Source organism: Flavobacterium sp. UBA4197, assembly GCF_002379575.1.
Classification (GTDB): Bacteria; Bacteroidota; Bacteroidia; order Flavobacteriales; family Flavobacteriaceae; genus Flavobacterium; species Flavobacterium inviolabile.
Genome location: NZ_DFUB01000005.1, coordinates 178972 through 199193, shown reverse-complemented (window position 1 = coordinate 199193; position 20222 = coordinate 178972). Strand labels below are relative to the sequence as shown.

The 20222-nt window shown below is 41.6% G+C and carries 17 protein-coding genes; 12 read left to right on the top strand and 5 right to left on the bottom strand.

Going from position 1 to position 20222, the window contains the following annotated elements; translation table 11 throughout:
• The first annotated feature begins 11 nt into the window (after positions 1-11).
• Both B3394_RS02555 and B3394_RS02550 read left to right on the top strand, forming a co-directional pair.
• Positions 12-3206 (top strand): efflux RND transporter permease subunit, encoded by a 3195-nt coding sequence (locus B3394_RS02555; RefSeq protein WP_273247130.1) that lies wholly within the window; start codon positions 12-14, stop codon positions 3204-3206.
• Complete coding sequence (locus B3394_RS02550) at positions 3199-4638, top strand: TolC family protein (RefSeq protein WP_273247131.1); 1440 nt, start codon at positions 3199-3201, stop codon at positions 4636-4638. Before B3394_RS02555 ends, B3394_RS02550 begins: the two co-directional genes overlap by 8 nt.
• A gap of 128 nt (positions 4639-4766) precedes the next feature.
• On the opposite strand, the gene B3394_RS02545 is transcribed toward B3394_RS02550, so the two are convergent.
• Positions 4767-5171 (bottom strand): nuclear transport factor 2 family protein, encoded by a 405-nt coding sequence (locus B3394_RS02545; RefSeq protein ID WP_286912709.1) that lies wholly within the window; start codon positions 5169-5171, stop codon positions 4767-4769.
• A 126-nt stretch (positions 5172-5297) separates the two neighbouring features.
• Between B3394_RS02545 and B3394_RS02540 the strand changes: the two genes are divergently transcribed.
• The 7 genes from B3394_RS02540 (at position 5298) to B3394_RS02510 (ending at position 10641) form a co-directional block, all read left to right on the top strand.
• Positions 5298-5615 (top strand): winged helix-turn-helix transcriptional regulator, encoded by a 318-nt coding sequence (locus B3394_RS02540; RefSeq protein ID WP_177735240.1) that lies wholly within the window; start codon positions 5298-5300, stop codon positions 5613-5615.
• A gap of 3 nt (positions 5616-5618) precedes the next feature.
• Positions 5619-6482, top strand: coding sequence for an AraC family transcriptional regulator (locus tag B3394_RS02535; protein WP_286912705.1), 864 nt, complete (start codon positions 5619-5621; stop codon positions 6480-6482).
• Between the two features lie 91 nt (positions 6483-6573).
• A complete protein-coding gene (locus B3394_RS02530; protein WP_286912703.1) occupies positions 6574-6798 on the top strand; it encodes a hypothetical protein in 225 nt (74 codons plus the stop codon).
• 108 nt (positions 6799-6906) lie between these two features.
• The gene (locus B3394_RS02525) at positions 6907-7815 is read left to right on the top strand and encodes an NAD(P)/FAD-dependent oxidoreductase (RefSeq protein WP_286912700.1); all 909 of its coding nucleotides are present in this window, start codon (positions 6907-6909) and stop codon (positions 7813-7815) included.
• 11 nt (positions 7816-7826) lie between these two features.
• A complete protein-coding gene (locus B3394_RS02520; RefSeq protein ID WP_286912695.1) occupies positions 7827-8465 on the top strand; it encodes a class I SAM-dependent methyltransferase in 639 nt (212 codons plus the stop codon).
• Between the two features lie 15 nt (positions 8466-8480).
• Positions 8481-9074, top strand: a complete 594-nt coding sequence (locus B3394_RS02515) for a short chain dehydrogenase (protein WP_286912693.1) — start codon at positions 8481-8483, stop codon at positions 9072-9074.
• A gap of 202 nt (positions 9075-9276) precedes the next feature.
• The gene (locus tag B3394_RS02510; protein ID WP_286912690.1) at positions 9277-10641 is read left to right on the top strand and encodes a hypothetical protein; all 1365 of its coding nucleotides are present in this window, start codon (positions 9277-9279) and stop codon (positions 10639-10641) included.
• Positions 10642-10756: 115 nt separating this feature from the next.
• On the opposite strand, the gene B3394_RS02505 is transcribed toward B3394_RS02510, so the two are convergent.
• A complete protein-coding gene (locus B3394_RS02505) occupies positions 10757-11137 on the bottom strand; it encodes a hypothetical protein (protein ID WP_177735225.1) in 381 nt (126 codons plus the stop codon).
• 103 nt (positions 11138-11240) lie between these two features.
• Positions 11241-11870, bottom strand: coding sequence for a hypothetical protein (locus tag B3394_RS02500; RefSeq protein WP_286912682.1), 630 nt, complete (start codon positions 11868-11870; stop codon positions 11241-11243).
• Between the two features lie 727 nt (positions 11871-12597).
• On the opposite strand from B3394_RS02500, the gene B3394_RS02495 reads away from it, so the two are divergent.
• The 3 genes from B3394_RS02495 to B3394_RS02485 all read left to right on the top strand — a co-directional run bounded on the left by B3394_RS02495 (position 12598) and on the right by B3394_RS02485 (position 18118).
• Complete coding sequence (locus tag B3394_RS02495) at positions 12598-15228, top strand: gliding motility-associated C-terminal domain-containing protein (RefSeq protein ID WP_286912680.1); 2631 nt, start codon at positions 12598-12600, stop codon at positions 15226-15228.
• A 74-nt stretch (positions 15229-15302) separates the two neighbouring features.
• Positions 15303-16223 (top strand): PorP/SprF family type IX secretion system membrane protein, encoded by a 921-nt coding sequence (locus B3394_RS02490; RefSeq protein ID WP_273247142.1) that lies wholly within the window; start codon positions 15303-15305, stop codon positions 16221-16223.
• A 20-nt stretch (positions 16224-16243) separates the two neighbouring features.
• Positions 16244-18118, top strand: coding sequence for an OmpA family protein (locus tag B3394_RS02485; RefSeq protein ID WP_286912671.1), 1875 nt, complete (start codon positions 16244-16246; stop codon positions 18116-18118).
• 206 nt (positions 18119-18324) lie between these two features.
• On the opposite strand, the gene B3394_RS02480 is transcribed toward B3394_RS02485, so the two are convergent.
• A complete protein-coding gene (locus B3394_RS02480) occupies positions 18325-19095 on the bottom strand; it encodes a class I SAM-dependent methyltransferase (RefSeq protein WP_286912668.1) in 771 nt (256 codons plus the stop codon).
• Between the two features lie 567 nt (positions 19096-19662).
• Positions 19663-20124 carry a hypothetical protein gene (locus tag B3394_RS02475; protein ID WP_286912666.1) on the bottom strand — a complete coding sequence of 154 codons (462 nt, stop codon included), beginning with the start codon at positions 20122-20124 and terminating at the stop codon, positions 19663-19665.
• Between the last annotated feature and the right edge of the window lie 98 nt (positions 20125-20222).

Genomic DNA, 20222 nt, shown 5'->3' with positions numbered 1-20222 from the left:
AAAGAGAAAACATGTTTAGTAAATTTATACATAGACCTGTATTTGCGATTGTAATTTCGATTATGATTGTCTTTATGGGTTCCCTGGCAATTAAACAATTGCCAACATCGCAATTTCCGGATATTGCGCCAACGACAGTAAATATTTTTATTGCCTATCCGGGATCCAGTGCAGACGTATTGGTAAAATCAACATTGATCACCTTGGAGAATGCCATCAACGGTGTTCAGGATATGCGTTATATGGCAACCGATGCCACCAGTGCGGGGGAAGCCACATTAAGAATCATTTTCGAACCGGGTACCGACCCGAACCAGGCGGTAGTAAGGGTCAAAACAAGGGTGGATCAGGTAATGCCGTTACTACCCGAACTGGTACAAAGGGAAGGGGTTGTTATTACACCGATCCAGCCCAGTATGCTGATGTATATCAACCTGTATGCTAAAGGCAAAAACATGGATGAAAAATTCCTGTACAACTATGCCAACGTTAAGATGCTTCCGGAGATCAACAGGATCAAAGGGGTAGCCCGGTCTCAGATATTGGGTAGTAGAACCTATGCAATGCGTATCTGGCTGAATCCGGACCGTATGAGAGCTTATAATGTTTCTGTAGATGAAGTGATGAAGGCACTGGGCGAGCAGAGTATCGTTGGTCGTCCGGGACGTATCGGGCAGAGTTCCGGTATCCAGGCACAATCGCTGGAATATGTTTTAACCTATAAAGGACGATATAGTGAACCTTCGGAATATGAAAATGTAATTATCCGTGCTAATGCCGAAGGAGAAAGCATACGCCTGAAAGATATCGGAAGAGCAGAGCTGGGGAGTGAATTCTTCGATATCTATTCCAATTTAGACGGACACCCTTCTGCCTCAATCGTATTAAAACAAAACTACGGAAGTAATGCAAACGATGTCATCAAACAGGTAAAAGCCAAACTGGAGGAAATGAAAGAAACCTTCCCTCCGGGACTGGATTATAAAATCAGTTATGACGTATCGAAATTCCTGGATGCCTCTATGGAGCAGGTAATCGATACCTTAAGAGATGCCTTTATACTGGTTGCCCTGGTGGTATTTATCTTCCTCGGTGACTGGCGTTCCACGCTGATCCCGATATTAGCGGTTCCGGTTTCCTTAATCGGTGCCTTCTTTGTCATCCAGTTTTTCGGAATCTCGATCAACCTGGTAACCCTGTTTGCATTGGTACTGGCCATTGGTATTGTGGTCGATGATGCGATAGTCGTCGTCGAGGCAGTGCATGCCAAATTTGAAGAATACCCGCACATAACGCCATACCAGGCTGTTAAAAAAGTATTGGGTGAAATTAGTGGAGCTATTATCGCGATTACTGCCGTAATGGTGTCTGTATTCGTACCGATATCCTTTATGTCCGGTCCGGTAGGAACGTTCTACCGCCAGTTCTCTATTACGATGGCCAGTTCAATTGTTATTTCGGCCTTGATTGCGCTTACCCTTACACCGGTATTGTGTGCCATGTTGCTGAAAAACAACCATGGAAAAGAAACCAAAAAGAATTTATTGACAAAAGGTCTGGACAGTTTTAACCGTGTCTTTGATAAAATGACCGGAAAATATGTAACCTTACTGAAATCGATCGTGAGCAGAAGATGGCTGACATTCGGAGTATTGATTGCATTCTGTGCAGGTACTTTCTATGTGAATAAGATTCTTCCGTCCGGATTTATTCCAAGTGAGGATCAGGGTACTATTTATGCGATTATTCAGACACCTCCGGGATCGACACTGGAAACAACCAACCAGGTATCGCAGCGATTACAGAAAATTTGTGAGCATGTAGATGGTGTAGAATCAGTATCTTCTCTGGCCGGTTATGAGATCATGACAGAAGGTAGGGGATCCAATGCCGGTACCTGTCTTATTAACCTTAAAGAATGGTCAGACAGGGATCATACGGTTACTGAAATCATGGAGGAACTGGAAGAAAAAACCAAAGGACTTGGTGCGAAAATAGAATTTTTCGAACCGCCGGCAATTCCGGGATTTGGTTCTTCGGGCGGTTTCTCGATGCGTCTTTTAGATAAGAGTACTACGGTAGACTATAAAGACTTTGATAAAGTGAACAAACAGTTCATGGAAGACTTGGGTAAACGCAAAGAGTTAACCGGACTGTTCACGTTCTTCGCAGCCAACTATCCTCAGTATGAACTGGAAATAGACAACCAGCTGGCGATGCAAAAAGGAGTGTCTATCGGTAAGGCGATGGAAAACCTTGACATTCTGATTGGTAGTACTTACGAACAGGGATTCATTAAATTTGAACGTTTCTTTAAAGTATACGTGCAGTCCGATCCTAAGTTCAGAAGACTTCCGTCGGATATCTTAAACCTGTATATTAAAAACGATCATGGCGAAATGGTACCGTATTCGGCATTTATGCGATTGAAAAAAACACAGGGACCAAATGAGATTACCCGTTATAATATGTACAACTCGGCAGCGATACAGGGACTTCCGGCAAAAGGCTATACTACAGCCGAAGCCATTCAGGCAGTTCGTGAGGTTGCTAAAAAATCATTGCCAAAAGGTTATGACATTGCCTGGGAAGGACTTTCTTATGACGAAGCGGGTAAAGGAAATGAATCGATTTACATCTTTTTAATTGTATTGTCGTTTGTGTACTTTGTTTTAGCGGCACAGTACGAAAGCTTTATTATTCCGTTAGCGGTGGTTTTCTCGCTTCCGGTTGGGGTTTTCGGTTCGTTTTTACTGCTGAAACTTATGGGACTTCAAAATGATATTTATGCTCAGATCGGGCTTATCATGCTTGTCGGACTGCTCGGTAAGAACGCCGTACTGATCGTCGAATTTGCCGTCCAGAAGCACCATGAAGGAGCCACGATACTCGAAGCGGCGATTGAAGGAGCCAAAGTGCGTTTCCGTCCGATCCTGATGACTTCATTTGCCTTTATCGCCGGATTAATTCCGTTGATGGTCGCCAGCGGAGCCGGAGCTATCGGTAACAGAACACTTGGTTCTGCGGCACTGGGTGGTATGCTTTTCGGAACAATTTTCGGGGTAATTATCGTACCGGGACTGTATTATATTTTTGGCTCATTTGCCGATGGCAGAAAATTAATACGGGATGAAGAAGACAGTTCTTTATCACAGGAATTTGTGCATCAGATAGATAATTTTACAAAAGAAGAAGAAAATGAGTAAGCGATTAAATATATATATTGGTATAGGCGTAAGCTGTTTACTACTAACTGTTGCGGGGTGTAAAGCCCCTGCAACATTGGGAAGACCGGAAAACAAAACGGTCCCGGCAGCCTATAACAGCACCGCAGCACAGGATAGTGTGAATACCGGTAAAATGAAGTGGAAGGAATATTTTACAGATAAATACCTGATAGCACTTATTGACACGGCACTGGTGAAAAACCAGGAACTGAATGTTACCCTGCAGGAAATCGAGATCAGCAGAAACGAAATCAGAGCCCGAAAAGGAGAGTATTTACCGTTTGTAGGACTTAAAGGTTCTGCCGGTTTTGATAAAGTGGGCCGTTTCACAAACATTGGTGCCCTTGAAGCCAATACCGAGATCAAACCGGGTAAAGAAATGCCGGAGCCGTTACAGGATTATGCGGTAGGTGCTTATGCTACCTGGGAAATCGATATCTGGAACAAGCTGCATAATGCTAAAAAAGCAGCTGTAAGCCGATACCTGTCTTCCGTTGAAGGTAAAAACTTCACGGTAACAAACATGATTGCCGAAATCGCGAATTCCTATTATGAATTATTGGCTTTGGACAACCAGCTGGCTATTGTAAAACAGAATATTGACATTCAGACCAATGCGCTGGAAATTGTAAAACTGCAAAAACTGGCTGCCAGAGTAAACGAACTGGCTGTCCGCAGATTTGAAGCACAGGTGTTGAATACCAAAGGCTTACAATATACCATTCAGCAAAAAATTACGGAAACGGAAAACAGGATCAACTTCCTGGTGGGCAGATTCCCGCAGCCGGTTGAAAGAAGTTCTGTGACGTTCAGCAATCTGACACCTGCGGTTACGCATGCCGGACTACCGTCGCAGTTACTGGAAAACCGTCCGGATGTAAAACAGGCCGAACTGGAACTGGCAGCGGCCAAACTTGATGTAAAAGTGGCCAAAGCGAGATTCTATCCTTCATTGGGAATTTCGGCCGGAATCGGGTACCAGGCATTTAACCCAAGTTACCTGATAAAACCGGAATCATTGCTTTACTCTTTAGCAGGTGATATTGCCGCGCCGCTAATCAACAGAAATGCGATAAAAGCGACTTATTATACCGCTAATGCAAAGCAGATTCAGGCGGTTTACAACTATGAGCGTACTATTTTAAATGCTTATGTGGAGGTTGCGAACCAGCTGGCTAAGATCCAGAATACCGAAAAAATGTTCGATTTAAAATCCAAACAGGTAGAAGCGCTGAACCAGTCCATTGAAATTTCAAACGATCTGTTCGGTTCGGCAAGAGCGGACTATATGGAAGTTTTAATGACCCAGCGTGACGCTTTGGAATCGAAATTTGAACTTATAGAAACCAAAATGAAGCAGATGAATGCCATGGTTAACATTTACCGGGCATTGGGTGGCGGATGGAATTAAGCACTGCCGTCTGAAAAATCAGAGCGTAGTATATAAAAAGCCTTCAAAGTATTTCTTTGAAGGCTTTTTTAATTTCAGGAACTATCGCTTTAGCAATACCGGTCTTCTGTTTCTACAGGTTATCCGGATTAGCTGGCGGAAGCACTGTTCCAGAAAGCATCTTCTTCTTCAATTCTTTCAGAAAACAACCAGACTTCTTTAATGACATCACCTTCAATCCGCAATAGATCAACACCTTTCATGGCAAGGGATTGCCCGTTTTTCTCAGCCTTAAAGTGAATCGCCGCCGTAACCAGTTCGCCATTGTCTGCAAGATAGTCCACATGATCTATGGCAAAAGTACCGTTGCTCCATTTGGCAAAATTTCCAAGATGTGCAAACAGCTCGGCTTTACCGTTGTATGTTCCGGACTGTATGCCTTTTCCGGGCTGGTGCCACACCACATCGTCCGACAGCAACGCGCCTACAGTATCAAAATCGCCTTTTGAAACCGCAGTAAAATAAGACCGGACAATTGTTACATTTTTTGACATAAGATATATTTTTAGGGGTTAACAATACCGGACAAATTTCTATATTTGCTTTCATCTGGACAAGTACTTACAAAAAAGTAGGGTACTTACCAAAAGTAAAAAAATGCTGATTATCAATAGTATAAAATGGAAATAAATATTTCGGATGAAAACTGTCCGTTGCGAAAAACGCTCGAGATCATCGGTGGAAAATGGACAATGCTGATTATCTTTCAGATCAATTCCAGAACCATCCGCTATGGAGAACTAAAGCGCTGTATTGTTGGAATCAGCGAGAAAATGCTGATCAATCAGCTGAAATACCTGTGCGAAAAAGGAATCGTCAGCAAAAAGGCCTATCCGGAAATTCCGCCGCGGGTGGAATATACCTTAACACCTTTGGGAAAGGAATTACTGCCCATTATTGATGAAATCATTACATTTGGTCTTAAGCATAAACTATAAAAAGTGAAGAACATTCCTGTCAGACATCTTGGTGCCGTGATCAATGAACCGCATTTTTCCGAAGGTTTCAACATTCGGGATGTTGCCACATTGTTGTCCGGCAGCGATATGGTGCAGGAACTTCACCGCCATAGTTTCTTTTATATCCTGGTTCTTGAAAAAGGAGAAGGCATGCACAGTATTGACTTTGTAGACTATCCGATCGGGAAACAAACGGTTTTCTTTATGCGTCCGGGACAGGTGCATCAGCTGGTTTTAAAAAGCGGAAGTTCGGGTTATTTAATCGGATTTACTCCGGACTTTTATGTACCGCTTGAAAAATCGGCCAGCCAGGTTTTAAGAAAAGTCAGCGCGAAAAATTACTGCTCGGTTACTGCCGGCAGCTTTACAAAACTACTGGCGGTCCTTGCCAATATTTTAGAAGAATACCATAAAAAAGAAGAACGTTATGAAGCAGTCATACGATCCAATCTGGATATCTTTTTTATTGAATTGCTGCGGCAAAGCAAAAATCCTCAAAAATCCGCAAACGAGGGCAGCGAATACCAGCAGGAACGGTTTGAAGAACTGCAGGAACTGCTTGCCGTTCACATTGCGGAACAGAAACAGGTTTCGTATTATGCCGGAAAACTTAACCTTACAGCCTATCAGCTGAATGGGATTACGAAAGTGACGCAGAACAAAACCTGCTCGGAAGTGATCAACGATTATATTATCCTGGAAGCCAGACGAAACTTGCTGGCAACTTCCGGTTTGATCCACCAGATCGCCTGGGAATTGGGATATGAGGATGTATCCTATTTTATCCGTTTCTTTAAAAAACAAACCGGTTACACACCGGATGCTTTCCGGCAGCATTTTAAATAAGTCCTATACAACTTCATTTTTATCCTATAACAGCACTTTTCAATCAGGATACCTTTGTCACAGAAAATGTTTCAGACAAAAGTAATGCGATATGAAAACAAAAGTCCGGTTCCAGACTGCCTTAAAAATCTGGATAGTCATTTACCCGTCCATCACCTTATTTCTGTACCTGTTTAGCGGCGCAATGGCCGGTTTGCCTTTGTACCAGAGAACACTCATCCTGACGATAATTCTGGTTCCCTGGATTGTTTTTCTGGGTATACCGCTGGTGGATTTTATCATCGGCCGGATCGCATCCGGAAAGAAGAACACTTAAAAACGGATGGCGGTGTTTTCACGACGGACTTTCCTGCAAAAAAGCGGATTTGCTTTTGCAGCTATGGCATTGCCAGTAAACATACATGTTGACTTAAAAAATAATACGATGAAAAAGAACAGTGTTTTTGATGTGATCATCATAGGCGGAAGCTATTCCGGATTAGCCGCAGCGATGGCGTTGGGCAGAGCCCTGAAAAATGTTTTGGTGATCGACAGCGGTTTGCCATGTAACCGGCAAACGCCGCATTCCCATAATTTCCTGACACAGGACGGACAAACCCCGAAAGAAATTGCAGCAATAGCAAAACAGCAGGTGGCAGTGTACGATACCGTTTCATTTGTTGCCGGTAAAGCGGTAAGCGGGGAGAAGACGGCAAACGGTTTCAGCATACAAATGGAATCCGGGGAAATATGGCAGGGCAGCCAGTTGATTTTTGCAACCGGTATTCGGGATGTATTACCAGCGATTAAAGGAATAGCCGAAAGCTGGGGCATATCGGTACTGCATTGTCCCTACTGCCACGGATATGAAGTACGAAACCGGAAAACGGGCATAATCGGGAATGGGGAAGTGGCCTTCGAACAGGCAAAGCTCATTGCCAACTGGACAAAAGAGCTGACCGTATTTACAAACGGAGCGGCAACATTTACCGGAATACAACGGGACAAGCTTGCACAACACGGCATCAGCATTGAAGAAAAGGAACTTGCGGCATTGGAGCATACTAACGGTCAGGTACAAAATGTGGTATTTGCAGACCATTCAAGGAAAGCAGTCGATGTGCTGTATATCCGGAGTCCGTTTGAACAGCATTGCGGCATACCGGAAATGCTGGGATGCGAATTAACGGAAGAAGGCTATCTGAAAACCGATGCTTCACTGGAAACAACCGTCAGCGGTATTTATGCCTGCGGGGATAATGCTTCCCGTATGCGGACAGTGGCCAATGCCGTAGCAACGGGAACAGCTGTCGGGATGGGATTAAGCCGGAAAATGATAATCGAACAATTTTAAAACGACCGGCAATGAACGAATCATTTGATGACGAATACAGAACATTCTGGAACAGCAGGTACCAAGATCCGGAATATGCCTATGGCAAAAATCCCAACCTTTTTTTTAAAGAGCAGCTCGCTCAATTAACGCCCGGAAATATCCTGCTGCCGGCCGATGGTGAGGGACGTAACGGAGTATTTGCTGCCCAATCCGGGTGGCAGGTTACCTCGCTTGATCTGAGTGTGGAAGCAAAAAACAAAGCCTTGCAGCTTGCCGCAGAATGCGGTGTATCCCTTAATTATCACGTTGGCGGTCTGGAAGTGCTGCATTATGAAAAAGAATCGTTCGATGTGATTGCCCTTATCTATGCTCATTTTTCGGCAGCAAAAAAGTCGGCATTGCATCAAAAACTACTGGAATGGCTCAAGCCGGGCGGAACGATAATTTTGGAAGCATTCAGTAAAAACCACCTGGAGCTTGTGCGCAGCAATCCGAAAGTAGGCGGACCCAAAGAAGCGGGTATGCTGTTTTCTACGGACGAAATACAAAAGGATTTTGAGCATTGTGCCATAACCATACTGGAAGAACAGGAAATAATGCTGGAAGAAGGGCTTTACCACATTGGTAAGGGTGCTGTCATCCGGTTTGTGGGCAGGAAACAAGTATAACTTAATATATAAAATATGAAAATTATTATCGTAGGTGCGTCGGGTACCATGGGGAAATACCTTACCGAAGCTTTTCAGGAAGAACATGACATTATTACCGTCAATACCAATAGCGGTGCTATTCCAACCGATATCACCGATGTCGCTGCTATTGAAAAGATGTACCGGGAAGCTGGTGCTTTCGATGCCCTTATCTGCACGGCCGGACCAACGTTTGTAGGTCCCTGGAACCGGCTGACCGATAAAGAATTCCGGAAAGGAATAGAAGGAAAACTGATGGGGCAGGTAAACCTGGTACTGATCGGACAGCATTATATCAATCCCAAAGGCTCTTTTACCCTTATAACCGGGGCTTTAACAAAAGAACCTCAACGCAATTTTGCCAATGCTTCTGCGGCTAACGGAGCGGTTGAAGCCTTTGTTCGCGCTGCCGCCATTGAATTGGAAAACGGTATCCGCATCAATGCTGTAAGCCCAACCGTTATTGAAAACTCACCGCAATATTTCCCGTTCTTTCCGGGTGAGATACCTACTACAATGAAAGCTTTGGAAGCAGGCTTCCGCAAAAGCCTGTTCGGAGCAGGAACCGGACAGGTGATCGTGCCTTAAAAATGACCGGGATAGTATAAAGATATGCCTGATACACCCCATTGTAATGGAGATAGTCAAATCAGATTTATGAACCGGTTACTTTTTGAATACCAGTAAATTAATGAATATATGACGATTTGTGATTTTTTAAAGAGAGTGGATTTTGTTTAATGGTAAATTGCGTACATTTACTATTGCGCATCACCAAATAAAAATTCTCATGTCATTCTACCCATTCAATAATGAGGAAAGGAATCATAACCGGCTACCATCTGGAAGTAAAAGAAATTTTAAGGTATCTGAGAGTGCTTCCAGGAGCGGTAACGCTTCTTCGGCCATTACGGTCAGTCTTGTTCTGTTTCTGATATTCTGTTTAAAAGTTGATTTCGCTGTAAATAAGACGGATATTCAGAGTATTGTACAGATTGTTGCCGGTTTGGGAGGTTTTGCTTTGGCAGTACCGTTATTTCTAAAAGATTTTGAAAGTAATTCGACTTTTTGGAGGCAATTCTATATTACCGCTTTAACTTTTATGCTGGCAACCTTTATCGGACTGTTTGCATTTTTAACGATGAATAATGACCTGATAAAGACAGGGTTGAACATTTGGTTTGTTGTTCCTGTTTGTGTCTCTTTTGCTATACCCTTAATTAAATACGGTAAACGGGAGATGAAACAATCTTTGGGTTTATGGGTAGCAGGCTCTTATGGATGCCTTTTTCTTTCATTGATCGATTCAAATGGTAGTTTGCTTGTAAATATTGTAATGCTTTTTACAATTTACGGAATGTATTTAATGTTGGGACTTATGTTTGCGGTACTGGCCGAGCTGCTAATGGCAGGAAATGAAACGAATAATTATGACCGGAAAATAAAAACGGTAATTGAGGAAGTGGTATTGGAGCATAAGGGAGAAGCCATTAATGAAGACAGTCTTTTAGAACTTTTAAAATTGAAGTTTCAGGATAATATGGAGATTTTAAGTCGGAATAAAATCAAAATGCTCGTTCTTGAAATGGATATGGAAACGTTACCGGATCAGCCAAAAATCACTATAACTGAGGATCGTGAGTATGTAATACCAAGATGGAGAAAGGAGTTTGATGTTATTTTAAGTGAAAAAGCTCCGAATATCATTATCACTGATTTTTATAAACATAGTATCCTGAACTCGATTGACAATTTATTAAAAGAAAGAACATTTGGTGGGTATACCGATAAAATTTACAATTTATTATCAAGATATACCGGACTTTCTGCAGCATTATTGAAAGAAAACGCTGTAATACCTTTACTATATAAGGGTATGGTTGTTTTTAAGTATGGAACGGTCATAAATACGCATACAATGCTTATGAAATGGGCAGATATGATAAAATTTAAAGATGAAAATAAAGAAGAATTATACCTGACAACTGAGGAAGAAAAAGTGATTTTTGATGAAATTGATAGGGATAGACTGGCTTTTGCTGATGAAACAGGATGGATAGAAAAAGAAATAAATCGGGAAAAATTAAATTTAAAATTTCAGGATTTAAAAACAGACAAGGCTATAAAAATTAAAAAAATGAGACCTGCAAAATAATTGATTTACAAATTGATCCTTATTTTAAAGGCAACTATATACTTGGATATTCATCCGGTTAAAATATAGTTGCCTTTAATTTTTTTCTGCTGATAGGAATTTTTCATCCGGACAATTACTCCAGGCGTTTCAGTCGGAATAACAACTGGATAACGGCCTCCTGGAAATCATCAACAATGGATTGTGAAAAAGACTCCTTAAATACGGAACGATTTGTTTCAACATATTGATAAAAATCTTCGATGTACGGGATATATACTTTAGGGCGGTGGGTTTCCGGTATCACGATATCAAGGGTACCCAACAGAGCGAAACTGGTTTCAACCAGCCTGTCTGTAACACCGGTTAAGGTATCGATCGCCTGGTCTAAAGAGATGTGGGTTTCATAACTCCCTTTTCCGGTAACCGACCAATGAATTAATTTTAACGATTGTCTGAAAGAAACAATTTTACCTAAGAATTCAGCTGTTTTAGCCGACTGCTCTTTGTTTGCCATAATAAATATTTTTTAATTAGTGACTTGCTATTTGTTTGTCTGTGACAATTTTAGAAGTACTAAATTTACAATATTTCTATGGATTATGGCTGCTGTTTAGTCTTTAAACTAATGTGTCGGTTTTAAGCTGAGGTTCAAAATCTTCCGCCTTTGTAAAATAATGCAGTCCTAAGATTAAAAGCAGGGTTGCGGCAAACAGTATTTTCTGGCCGGTTGGTAAATATTCCCGCAAATTCCCGGAGCCGTGAATGTAAAGTGTACTGTAAAAAAAGAGGAGGTACAACGCACACAGCACTTTAAACAAATGCAGCTTTGACATAAAAACAAAAACGGTAATATAAAATACACTTACCAGGAAGATAGTACTGGCAATGGTAACCATGATATCGTGCAGCGGGGTCGCGATTAAAAAGGTAAACAGCATACCGGTAATTCCAAAATACCGGATCACATTGGCGGCGCCCTTTTTCGGGATTCTTTTTGAAAACCCGGCAAAAAACAACGAACAGCTTACCGACAGGAAAATCATTCCGCCCATAGCCCAAAAACGACCCGCATTGGGCAGGCCAATCAACGCTTTTTCTCCGAACAGGTCGCTGATGTAGTTGTTCGTCCAGCTGTAGCCAATGGCCGTTTTATCAAACTGGGAACCGCCGGGATAATTCAGCGTGGCAATGATTAGCAGCAATATGGAAACAGAGAAACCAAGAAGTACGGAATGTTTTTTCAGCATCTGTAATAAAATTTAAAGGGATCGGTTTGATTACCAATGGGTTTGCTGTGCTAAGATATAAACTTTAACAATTAAATAGCCATCTGTAGCTAAAATACCCCAAAAGGACTGTGAGCGTTGCTGCTGCCGGAAAAGCAGACTTATGGTATCGCCAAAAGTAAAGTTATGACGACAGGCCGAAATGTTAATAATCCAAAAATTATGATGTGAAAATTCTGATATTCTTGAAATTAATATACATTTGCCGGAAAAGATACAGTAATTATACCTTATGATAATGATTTGATAAATACGAAAAAGGATCAATTCACTTAATTTAGCAACTTTTCACAGGCTAAATTTTTATGATGAATGACGTTTCTAAATCCATTACAAAAATGACCTGTTTGTTTTTAGAATATTTTTTACAATACTTTGAAAATAAGTGTTTTGTGACAGAGGGGAGTAGTGCTGGCAGCAGCAGAGGATTTAAAACTGATTTCCGGTTAAAGCGTAACAATAAAATTAAAATAATATTCAGTGCATCGTCTAGAAAAGAACACTTTTTAGACGATTTTTTTTCGAAAACTCTCAATTAAATATGTAATTAAAAAAGAAAAGAGCAGCCGGTAAAAACCAGGAATGCAGCCTTGAGGTGTGTGCTATTTTAATATAAAAAGGAATTTTAGCACTTGTTAAAAGCAGGCATGCCCGGTGAGCTTCCCTTTTCACAATTAAATTTTATCAAATGAAATTAAAAACTACGTTAAAACAAATTTGCTTTCTGCTCCTTTTTTCACTGTTGTCCCAGCAACAGGCATTTTCGCAATGTTTCGAGATTGAAAGTATCCTGGTAGATGCCTGTGGGGTAGATGAAGGTCTCAATGAAATGGTCCGGTTTAAAGTGGGAACCGCCAGCATTAACACGAATAACTTAGTCGTAAGCTGGCCGAACAATACCTGGAGAGGACTGATTAAAAATACGGTTACTGCAAATAAAGTAGCACAGTTAAATGCCGATATTGTTGCAGCCGGCGGTTGCGGACAGTTATTGGAACCTACAGGCGGTGTGCTTCCGGCTAATGCCCGGGTAATTCTGGTAACGAGTTTTAACATGGATACCGCCTTAAACTCTTTTGGCGCCCTAACGGAAACGTTTTATATTATATTTCAGAATAACCCTTCTACTGTTGCAGGGCATTTCGCTAATTTCGGTTCCGGTTCCCGAACCCTTACCATGTCTTTTAACAGCTGTGTGGATACGGTTACCTATAACAGAGCGTTACTGATTGATACCGACGGTGTTCCCGGAGCAGCAGACGGTGCGACGGTATTGTTTACATCTGCCGGCGTTGCGACCTATATTAACAACGGTTGTGCCGCACCGGTACCGCCATTCACGGTAGACGGCGGCCCTCAGACCATGACAGCCTGTGCAGGAGCTACGATTAATTTAAGCGGAACCGCTCAGGGACAGCAATCGGTACAATGGTCTGCTGCAAGTGGTACTTTTGGAACGCCAGCAGCCCTGACAACCACCTATACGATCAGTCCGACAGCAACCGGAGTAATTGTCCTGACATTAACGGCGACAAACAGTTGTGGTGCTACCATAAGCGATACAATCAATCTAACGATTTCGAACAGTACAACCCCTAATTTTGCAACGACTTTAGCGTTATGTAACGGAGCAACCGCACCTACTTTAGCGACTACGTCACCAAACGGAATCACGGGAACCTGGAACCCGGCAGTGATTAACAATACCACCAGCGGTAATTATGTATTCACGCCTAATGCAGGTCAGTGTGCCGTACCGGTAACCTTAGCAGTAACCGTAACGAATGGTACTACACCAAACTTTGCAACGACTTTAGCTTTGTGTAACGGAGCAACAGCGCCAACTCTGGCAACCACATCACCAAACGGTATCACAGGAACCTGGAACCCGGCAGTGATTAACAATACGACCAGTGGAAATTATGTGTTTACGCCCAATGCAGGTCAGTGTGCTGTACCGGTAACTTTAGCGGTAACGGTAGCCAATAGCATTACACCAAACTTTGCAACCACTTTATCTTTTTGTAACGGAGCAACTGCACCGGCTTTGGCAACTACATCACCAAACGGTATCACAGGAAGCTGGAACCCGGCAGTGATTAACAATACGACCAGTGGCAATTATGTGTTTACGCCCAATGCAGGTCAGTGTGCTGTACCGGTAACGTTAGCCGTTACGGTAACAAATAACACTACACCAAACTTTGCAACGACTTTAGCGTTATGTAACGGAGCAACGGCACCGGCTTTGGCAACCACATCACCAAACGGAATTGCAGGAACGTGGAATCCGGCAGTGATCAGCAATACTGCCAATGGTAACTATGTGTTCACGCCCAATGCAGGTCAGTGTGCTGTACCGGTAACGCTGGCCGTTACGGTAACGAATAACACTACACCTGATTTTGCTACGACTTTAATTCTGTGTAACGGAACAACTGCACCGGCTTTAGCGGCAACTTCACCAAACGGAGTGACCGGTACCTGGAATCCGGCAGTGATTAGCAATACTACCAGCGGTAACTATGTGTTCACGCCCAATGCAGGTCAGTGTGCTGTACCGGTAACCTTGGCGGTAACGGTTACAAATAGCATTACCCCTGATTTTACAACGGCTTTAACCTTATGTCACGGAGCTACGGCACCGGCTTTAGCCACAACATCGCCAAACGGCATCACAGGAAGCTGGAATCCGGCAGTGATTGACAATACTGCTAACGGTAACTATGTGTTTACCCCAAATGCAGGACAATGTGCCGCACCGGTAACCTTAGCCGTTACGGTAACTAAAATTGATTTTACCCTGAATGATAACTGTGTTAACGGAAATTATATTGTAGAAGCTACGCCAAACGCCGGTTCCTATAATGCCAGTAATGTGGACTATGTTTGGAAAAACAGCCAGGGGAATGTTGTGGGAACAAACGAAGCGACTTTAAATGTAACAGAAGTATTGAACGCTGTTGCTGCTCCGGTATTTCCAATGACATTTACGCTAACGGTTACAACACTGGAAGGATGTACCGAAACAGGAAATGTAGTCGTTTTAAGCACATTCTGCGCGATCCAGAAAGGTATTTCACCGAATAATGATAACAAAAATGATTTCTTTGATTTAGTGGGATTAAATGTAAAACACCTGACAATCTTTAACCGCTATGGAACAAAAGTGTACAGTTATGCCAACTATAGCAACCAATGGTACGGACAATCCGATAAAGGAGACGAGCTGCCATCTGCAACCTACTATTATGTAATTGAATTTGACGGCCAGCCTTCAAAAACAGGATGGATTTACATTAACAGAGAAAGAAGCTAATCAAGAACAAACAGCAATGCTTACGGCAGTTACAGGCCGTAAGCAGCTTAAAACATAAAACGATAAAGTTACCCATGAAGAAAATATACCTGACAGCCCTGATTGCCCTTATGGCGCTGATGGATGTCCAAGCCCAGCAAGACCCGCATTATACTCAGTATATGTATAATATGAACGTGATAAATCCGGCCTATGCCGGTTCGAAAGAAAACCTGTCTTTTGGACTTTTATACCGCAAGCAATGGGTTGATATTGAAGATGCACCAACCACAGGAACCTTCTTTGTACACAGCCCGACAGGCAAAAACGTAGGACTGGGACTGTCTGTGATTTCCGATAAAATTGGTCCGGTAACGGAAAATAACGTATACGGGGATTTCTCTTATACGCTGAATTTAGGAGGCGAACACCGACTGGCTTTAGGACTTAAAGCCGGAGCAACCTTCCATAAGGTAGGATTGTACAGCGATATTTACCATACGCTGCCGGATGCAGATGACCCGGCTTTCGGACAGGATATCAGTAAAACGTATTTTAACGTCGGATCCGGATTTTTCTACTATACCAATAAGTATTATGTAGCCTTTTCGGTACCGAATATGCTAAAATCCAAACACCTTGATTTTGACGGCCGAAAATTCGGAAGTGAAGTAAGCCATTACTTCTTAACGGGAGGATATGTATTTGAATTATCGGAAAATACCAAATTCAAACCGTCGTTTATGTTGAAATCGGCTTTTAAAGTACCAACATCCCTGGATGTTTCGGCGAACATGCTATTCTTTGATAAATTCGAGATAGGAGCAACCTACAGATTAGAAGATTCCTTTGGCGGAATGGTTAACTATGCGATTAGCCCAAGTGTACGTATCGGATATGCTTATGACCGTATCGTATCGGATTTAAAAGTAACAACACCGGCTTCCCACGAAGTAATGCTGTTGTTTGACCTGAACTTCCCGAAAAAAGTATCGCGTTCACCACGTTATTTCTAATCTAAAAAACCACCGGAAACATGAAGAATCTATATATTACATTAAGCCTGGTTATCGCGGGTGCAACGATGAATGCACAAAATTCCGCGACAGCTAAAGCCGACAAACAATTCAATCGCTTTGAGTATGTTTCTGCCGCAGCAGAATACCTGAAATTAGTCGATAAAGGTAAAGCTGATGCCTATGTGTATAAACAACTGGGCGATGCGTACTATAACGTATTCAATACAGCCGAATCGGCAAAATGGTATGCCAAAGCAATCTCTGAAAAGAAACAGGATGCAGAAACATATTTCCGTTATGCACAGATGCTGAAAGCCAATGGCAAATATGATGAAGCCAACAAACAAATGCAGCAGTTTGCCGGTATGGCTCCAAACGATTTAAGAGCGAAAGCCTTAAAAGAAAACCCGGATTACCTGCCAAAATTGCTGAACAAACAAAAGATGTACACAGTAAAATCATTGGACATCAACAGTGATAAATCCGACTTTGGAGCGTTTTTATCGGAGAACAGTTTTTATTTTACCAGTGCGCGTAATACTGCCAGAAAAACATACAAATGGAATGATGAGCCTTTCTTGGATATTTACCGTGCCAGCTATAATGCAGACGGAACCATTACCGATGCCGTAGCCCTGGATGAAATTAACAGTAAATACCACGATGGTCCGGTAACGATTACGGGTGATGGGAACACCATGTATTTTGCCAGTGAGAGCTTTAAGGAAAACAGCTTTGAAAAAGACAAAGCCAAAAAACTGAAAATGGGGCAGGTTAACCTGTTCAAAGCAACTAAAGACGGCAATAAATGGGGGAATGTAACGGCATTGCCATTTAACAGTAACCAATATTCTACCAGCAATCCGAGTATCAGTAAAGACGGAACTACCTTGTACTTTTCATCGAACATGCCGGGATCTGTCGGAGGAATTGATATCTGGAAAGTAGCGGTAAACAAAGACGGAAGCTACGGTACGCCGGAAAACTTAGGAAAGAAGGTAAATACCGAAGGCGATGAATCGTTTCCGTTTATTACAGAAGATAATGCAGTATTGTATTTTGTATCCAACGGCAGATCTGGTCTGGGCGGATTGGATGTGTTTATGATCAACCTGAACAAAGGAACCGAAGCGGTAAACCTGGCCAAACCGATCAACAGTGAAAAAGACGATTTTGCTTTCACGTTTAACCAGTCTAAAAACATCGGATTCTTTTCCAGTAACCGTACCGGGGAAGACAATATCTATCAGGCAACACCAAACTGTGATGTTGCTGTCATTGCCGTGGTGAGTGATGCCAGGACCGGGGCTATTCTTTCGGGTGCCAAAGTAGCAATCCTGGATGAGAAGAAAAATATCATCGGAAACGAGGTAACTGCTGCCAATGGAGAAGTGGCCTATCATGTGGAATGTGACAAGGTATATACGTTACAGGTGGCAAAAGACGGATTTGAGAGCAATACTTTTGTGGTAACAAAACAAAAAGGCGGCGAACAAAAAATCGATGCGAAGTTGAACCCTATTGACGTTATTGTAACGGAAAAAGAAATCGTATTGAAAGACATCAACTTTGAATTCAATAAGAGCAACATTACTCAGGAAGGTGCTTTTGAACTGGATAAATTGGTACAGGTGATGCAAAACAATACGCAAATGGTTATCATGGTGAAGTCGCATACAGACAACAGAGGAAATGACCACTACAATATGAGGTTATCAGACCGAAGAGCCAAAGCGACAGTTCAGTATGTTATTTCAAAAGGTATCGCAGCAAACAGAATCTCCGGAAAAGGATATGGTGAGAGCGAGCCAAAAACAGACTGTAAAGAAAACTGTACCGAAGCAGAACACGCAGCAAACAGAAGAAGTGAATTCTTAATTATCAAAAAATAAGAAATCTGGAATATTAAGAAAAAGGGAGCCGGTAGGCTCCCTTTTTTTATTATGCTGCGTTGTAAATCTGTGTGGAATACTAACAAACACGGTTATTTTGCTACGGAGAGGCCTGCAATAAATTTTTCCGCTACTGTAGAGGCATATTAAACAGACACCGGCATTGCCGTTTTAACCGGGAATGACTGTTCGCATTTGATCGTTGCTTATGCTTTCCGGGCGACAAGTACCGGCTGGTAATACCCGGATTCGTCCGGCATCAGCCATTTTATACCGGTGTATCCGGCTTTTTCAAAGATGGCCGTCATTTCACTTCTTTGATAGGCTTTGTATTTTGTTGTCCGGAGCGAGGTATGAAAGTTTTCATCTTTGCCTTTCAGCATAAAATGGTTAACGGTATAAACATTGTCTTCCGTCCAGTCCCATATCTGAAAAGAAATTGCTCTCTGATCGCCGGTTTCCTTTACGGTAGGCTGGGTGCTGAGCGGTTTTTGTTCCAGTACTTTGTCATAATCCCTGATGCTGGCAAGGAATACACCGCCGGGTTTCATTTTAGACAGTATGTTTGCAGCCGCTAAAAGCAGGTCGGCTTTGTCCAGTAAATGCGGTAATGCATTATCGCAGGCAATCACCACATCAAAAGTACCTTCAACATCAGTGTTCAGGGTTTTAAAATCGGCTACGCCAAATGATAGCGCCACATTCAGCCTGTCGGCTTCAACACGGGCTCTTGCTACTGCTTTCGGACTTAGATCGGTTGCCTGTACCTGATATCCGAGATTTGCCAGGCCAATAGCCTGAGTGCCTATGCCGCAGGCACAATCCAGTAAGGTCACCGGTTCCGTTTTGGTAAAATGCCGGATAATATTGTCCAGCGTTTTTGCCTGGCCCGTTACGGCACTTTCCCAGTCGTCAAAGATTAAATGATAATCTTCCGACAGTTCATCATAGAATTTTATATTCAGGTCGCTTCCCATATTTATTATACTTCGTTACTCTAAATTGATCCTGATTTCAAATGTACGATTATTGGCGGCATATAAAATAGTAGCGTATGGGAATAATGAATTTTAAAGCAAACGGGCTTAATTGCTGTAATAAGGCAGTACCGGGGCATTTACTTAATTCTTTATATTTGTAAGCAGCCGCTGCTGTTTTGCAACGCGATGAACATCAGGTGCGTGGGCGTTTTTTCCAATAATTAACAGTCAATCAATTTTGAAAAAGGAAGTTATTATCGCCCACAATCTTTAAAATATGTATTTCGATAAATGAAAGTAAGTGATTCAAAAAAGTGTTGATAATTGACATTGCTGAATGCACACAAAAGAAATGAGTTATATTTCCATCTCTTAATATATTTTACCAAATAACCTGAAGTAATCAAAAAGCGATAGTTAGAATATATCAATACTAGATTGAACCATTTCTTTTATTACCATCATTCTCAATTATTGTAATATTAATAGTTTAGTCACATTCCCAACATGGAACTGTGACTAAATACATTTACTCTTTAATCGATTCACCGATAACGTTTATTTTTAAAATCCTTCGTTTAGATATTTTTTAATTTCATTTTGGTCTTCTAAATCAATAACTTTTGTTAAATCCCAATCATTAAGGATTAAACTAAATTCAGTCCCAATCTTGGAGAATATGCGTTGAAACTCTAATTTATCGTCTTCGTTTTTGTGAAATCTAAATCCATTAATGAAACAATTCTTTACAAAATTATTTTCAAACATAATAAAGATTTCAGCAGACTTTAATTCATAAGCAATTGTGTTTTGACATTTTTCTCTTGTTGAACCATAAAAGTAATATACATTTTCAATTCTTCTCATTCCTAAATTTATGAGTAACAAATCAATTTTGTCAAACCTTATTTTCTTTTGAGCGATTTCTATTCGATTTCCATCCTCTCTTGTGTATATATCTGTATAACCATTTTCGTTTGAATGTTTTTGAGCGAATTCAGAAATGTTATTGTTTTCAATTCTCAAGCTATCCATATTTTCTCTTGGCAGGAATTCTACTTGTCTAAATAAATCTTCATGGAAATAAGCACTTTTTGCCTCTATATTTTGATTTGAAATTCCTT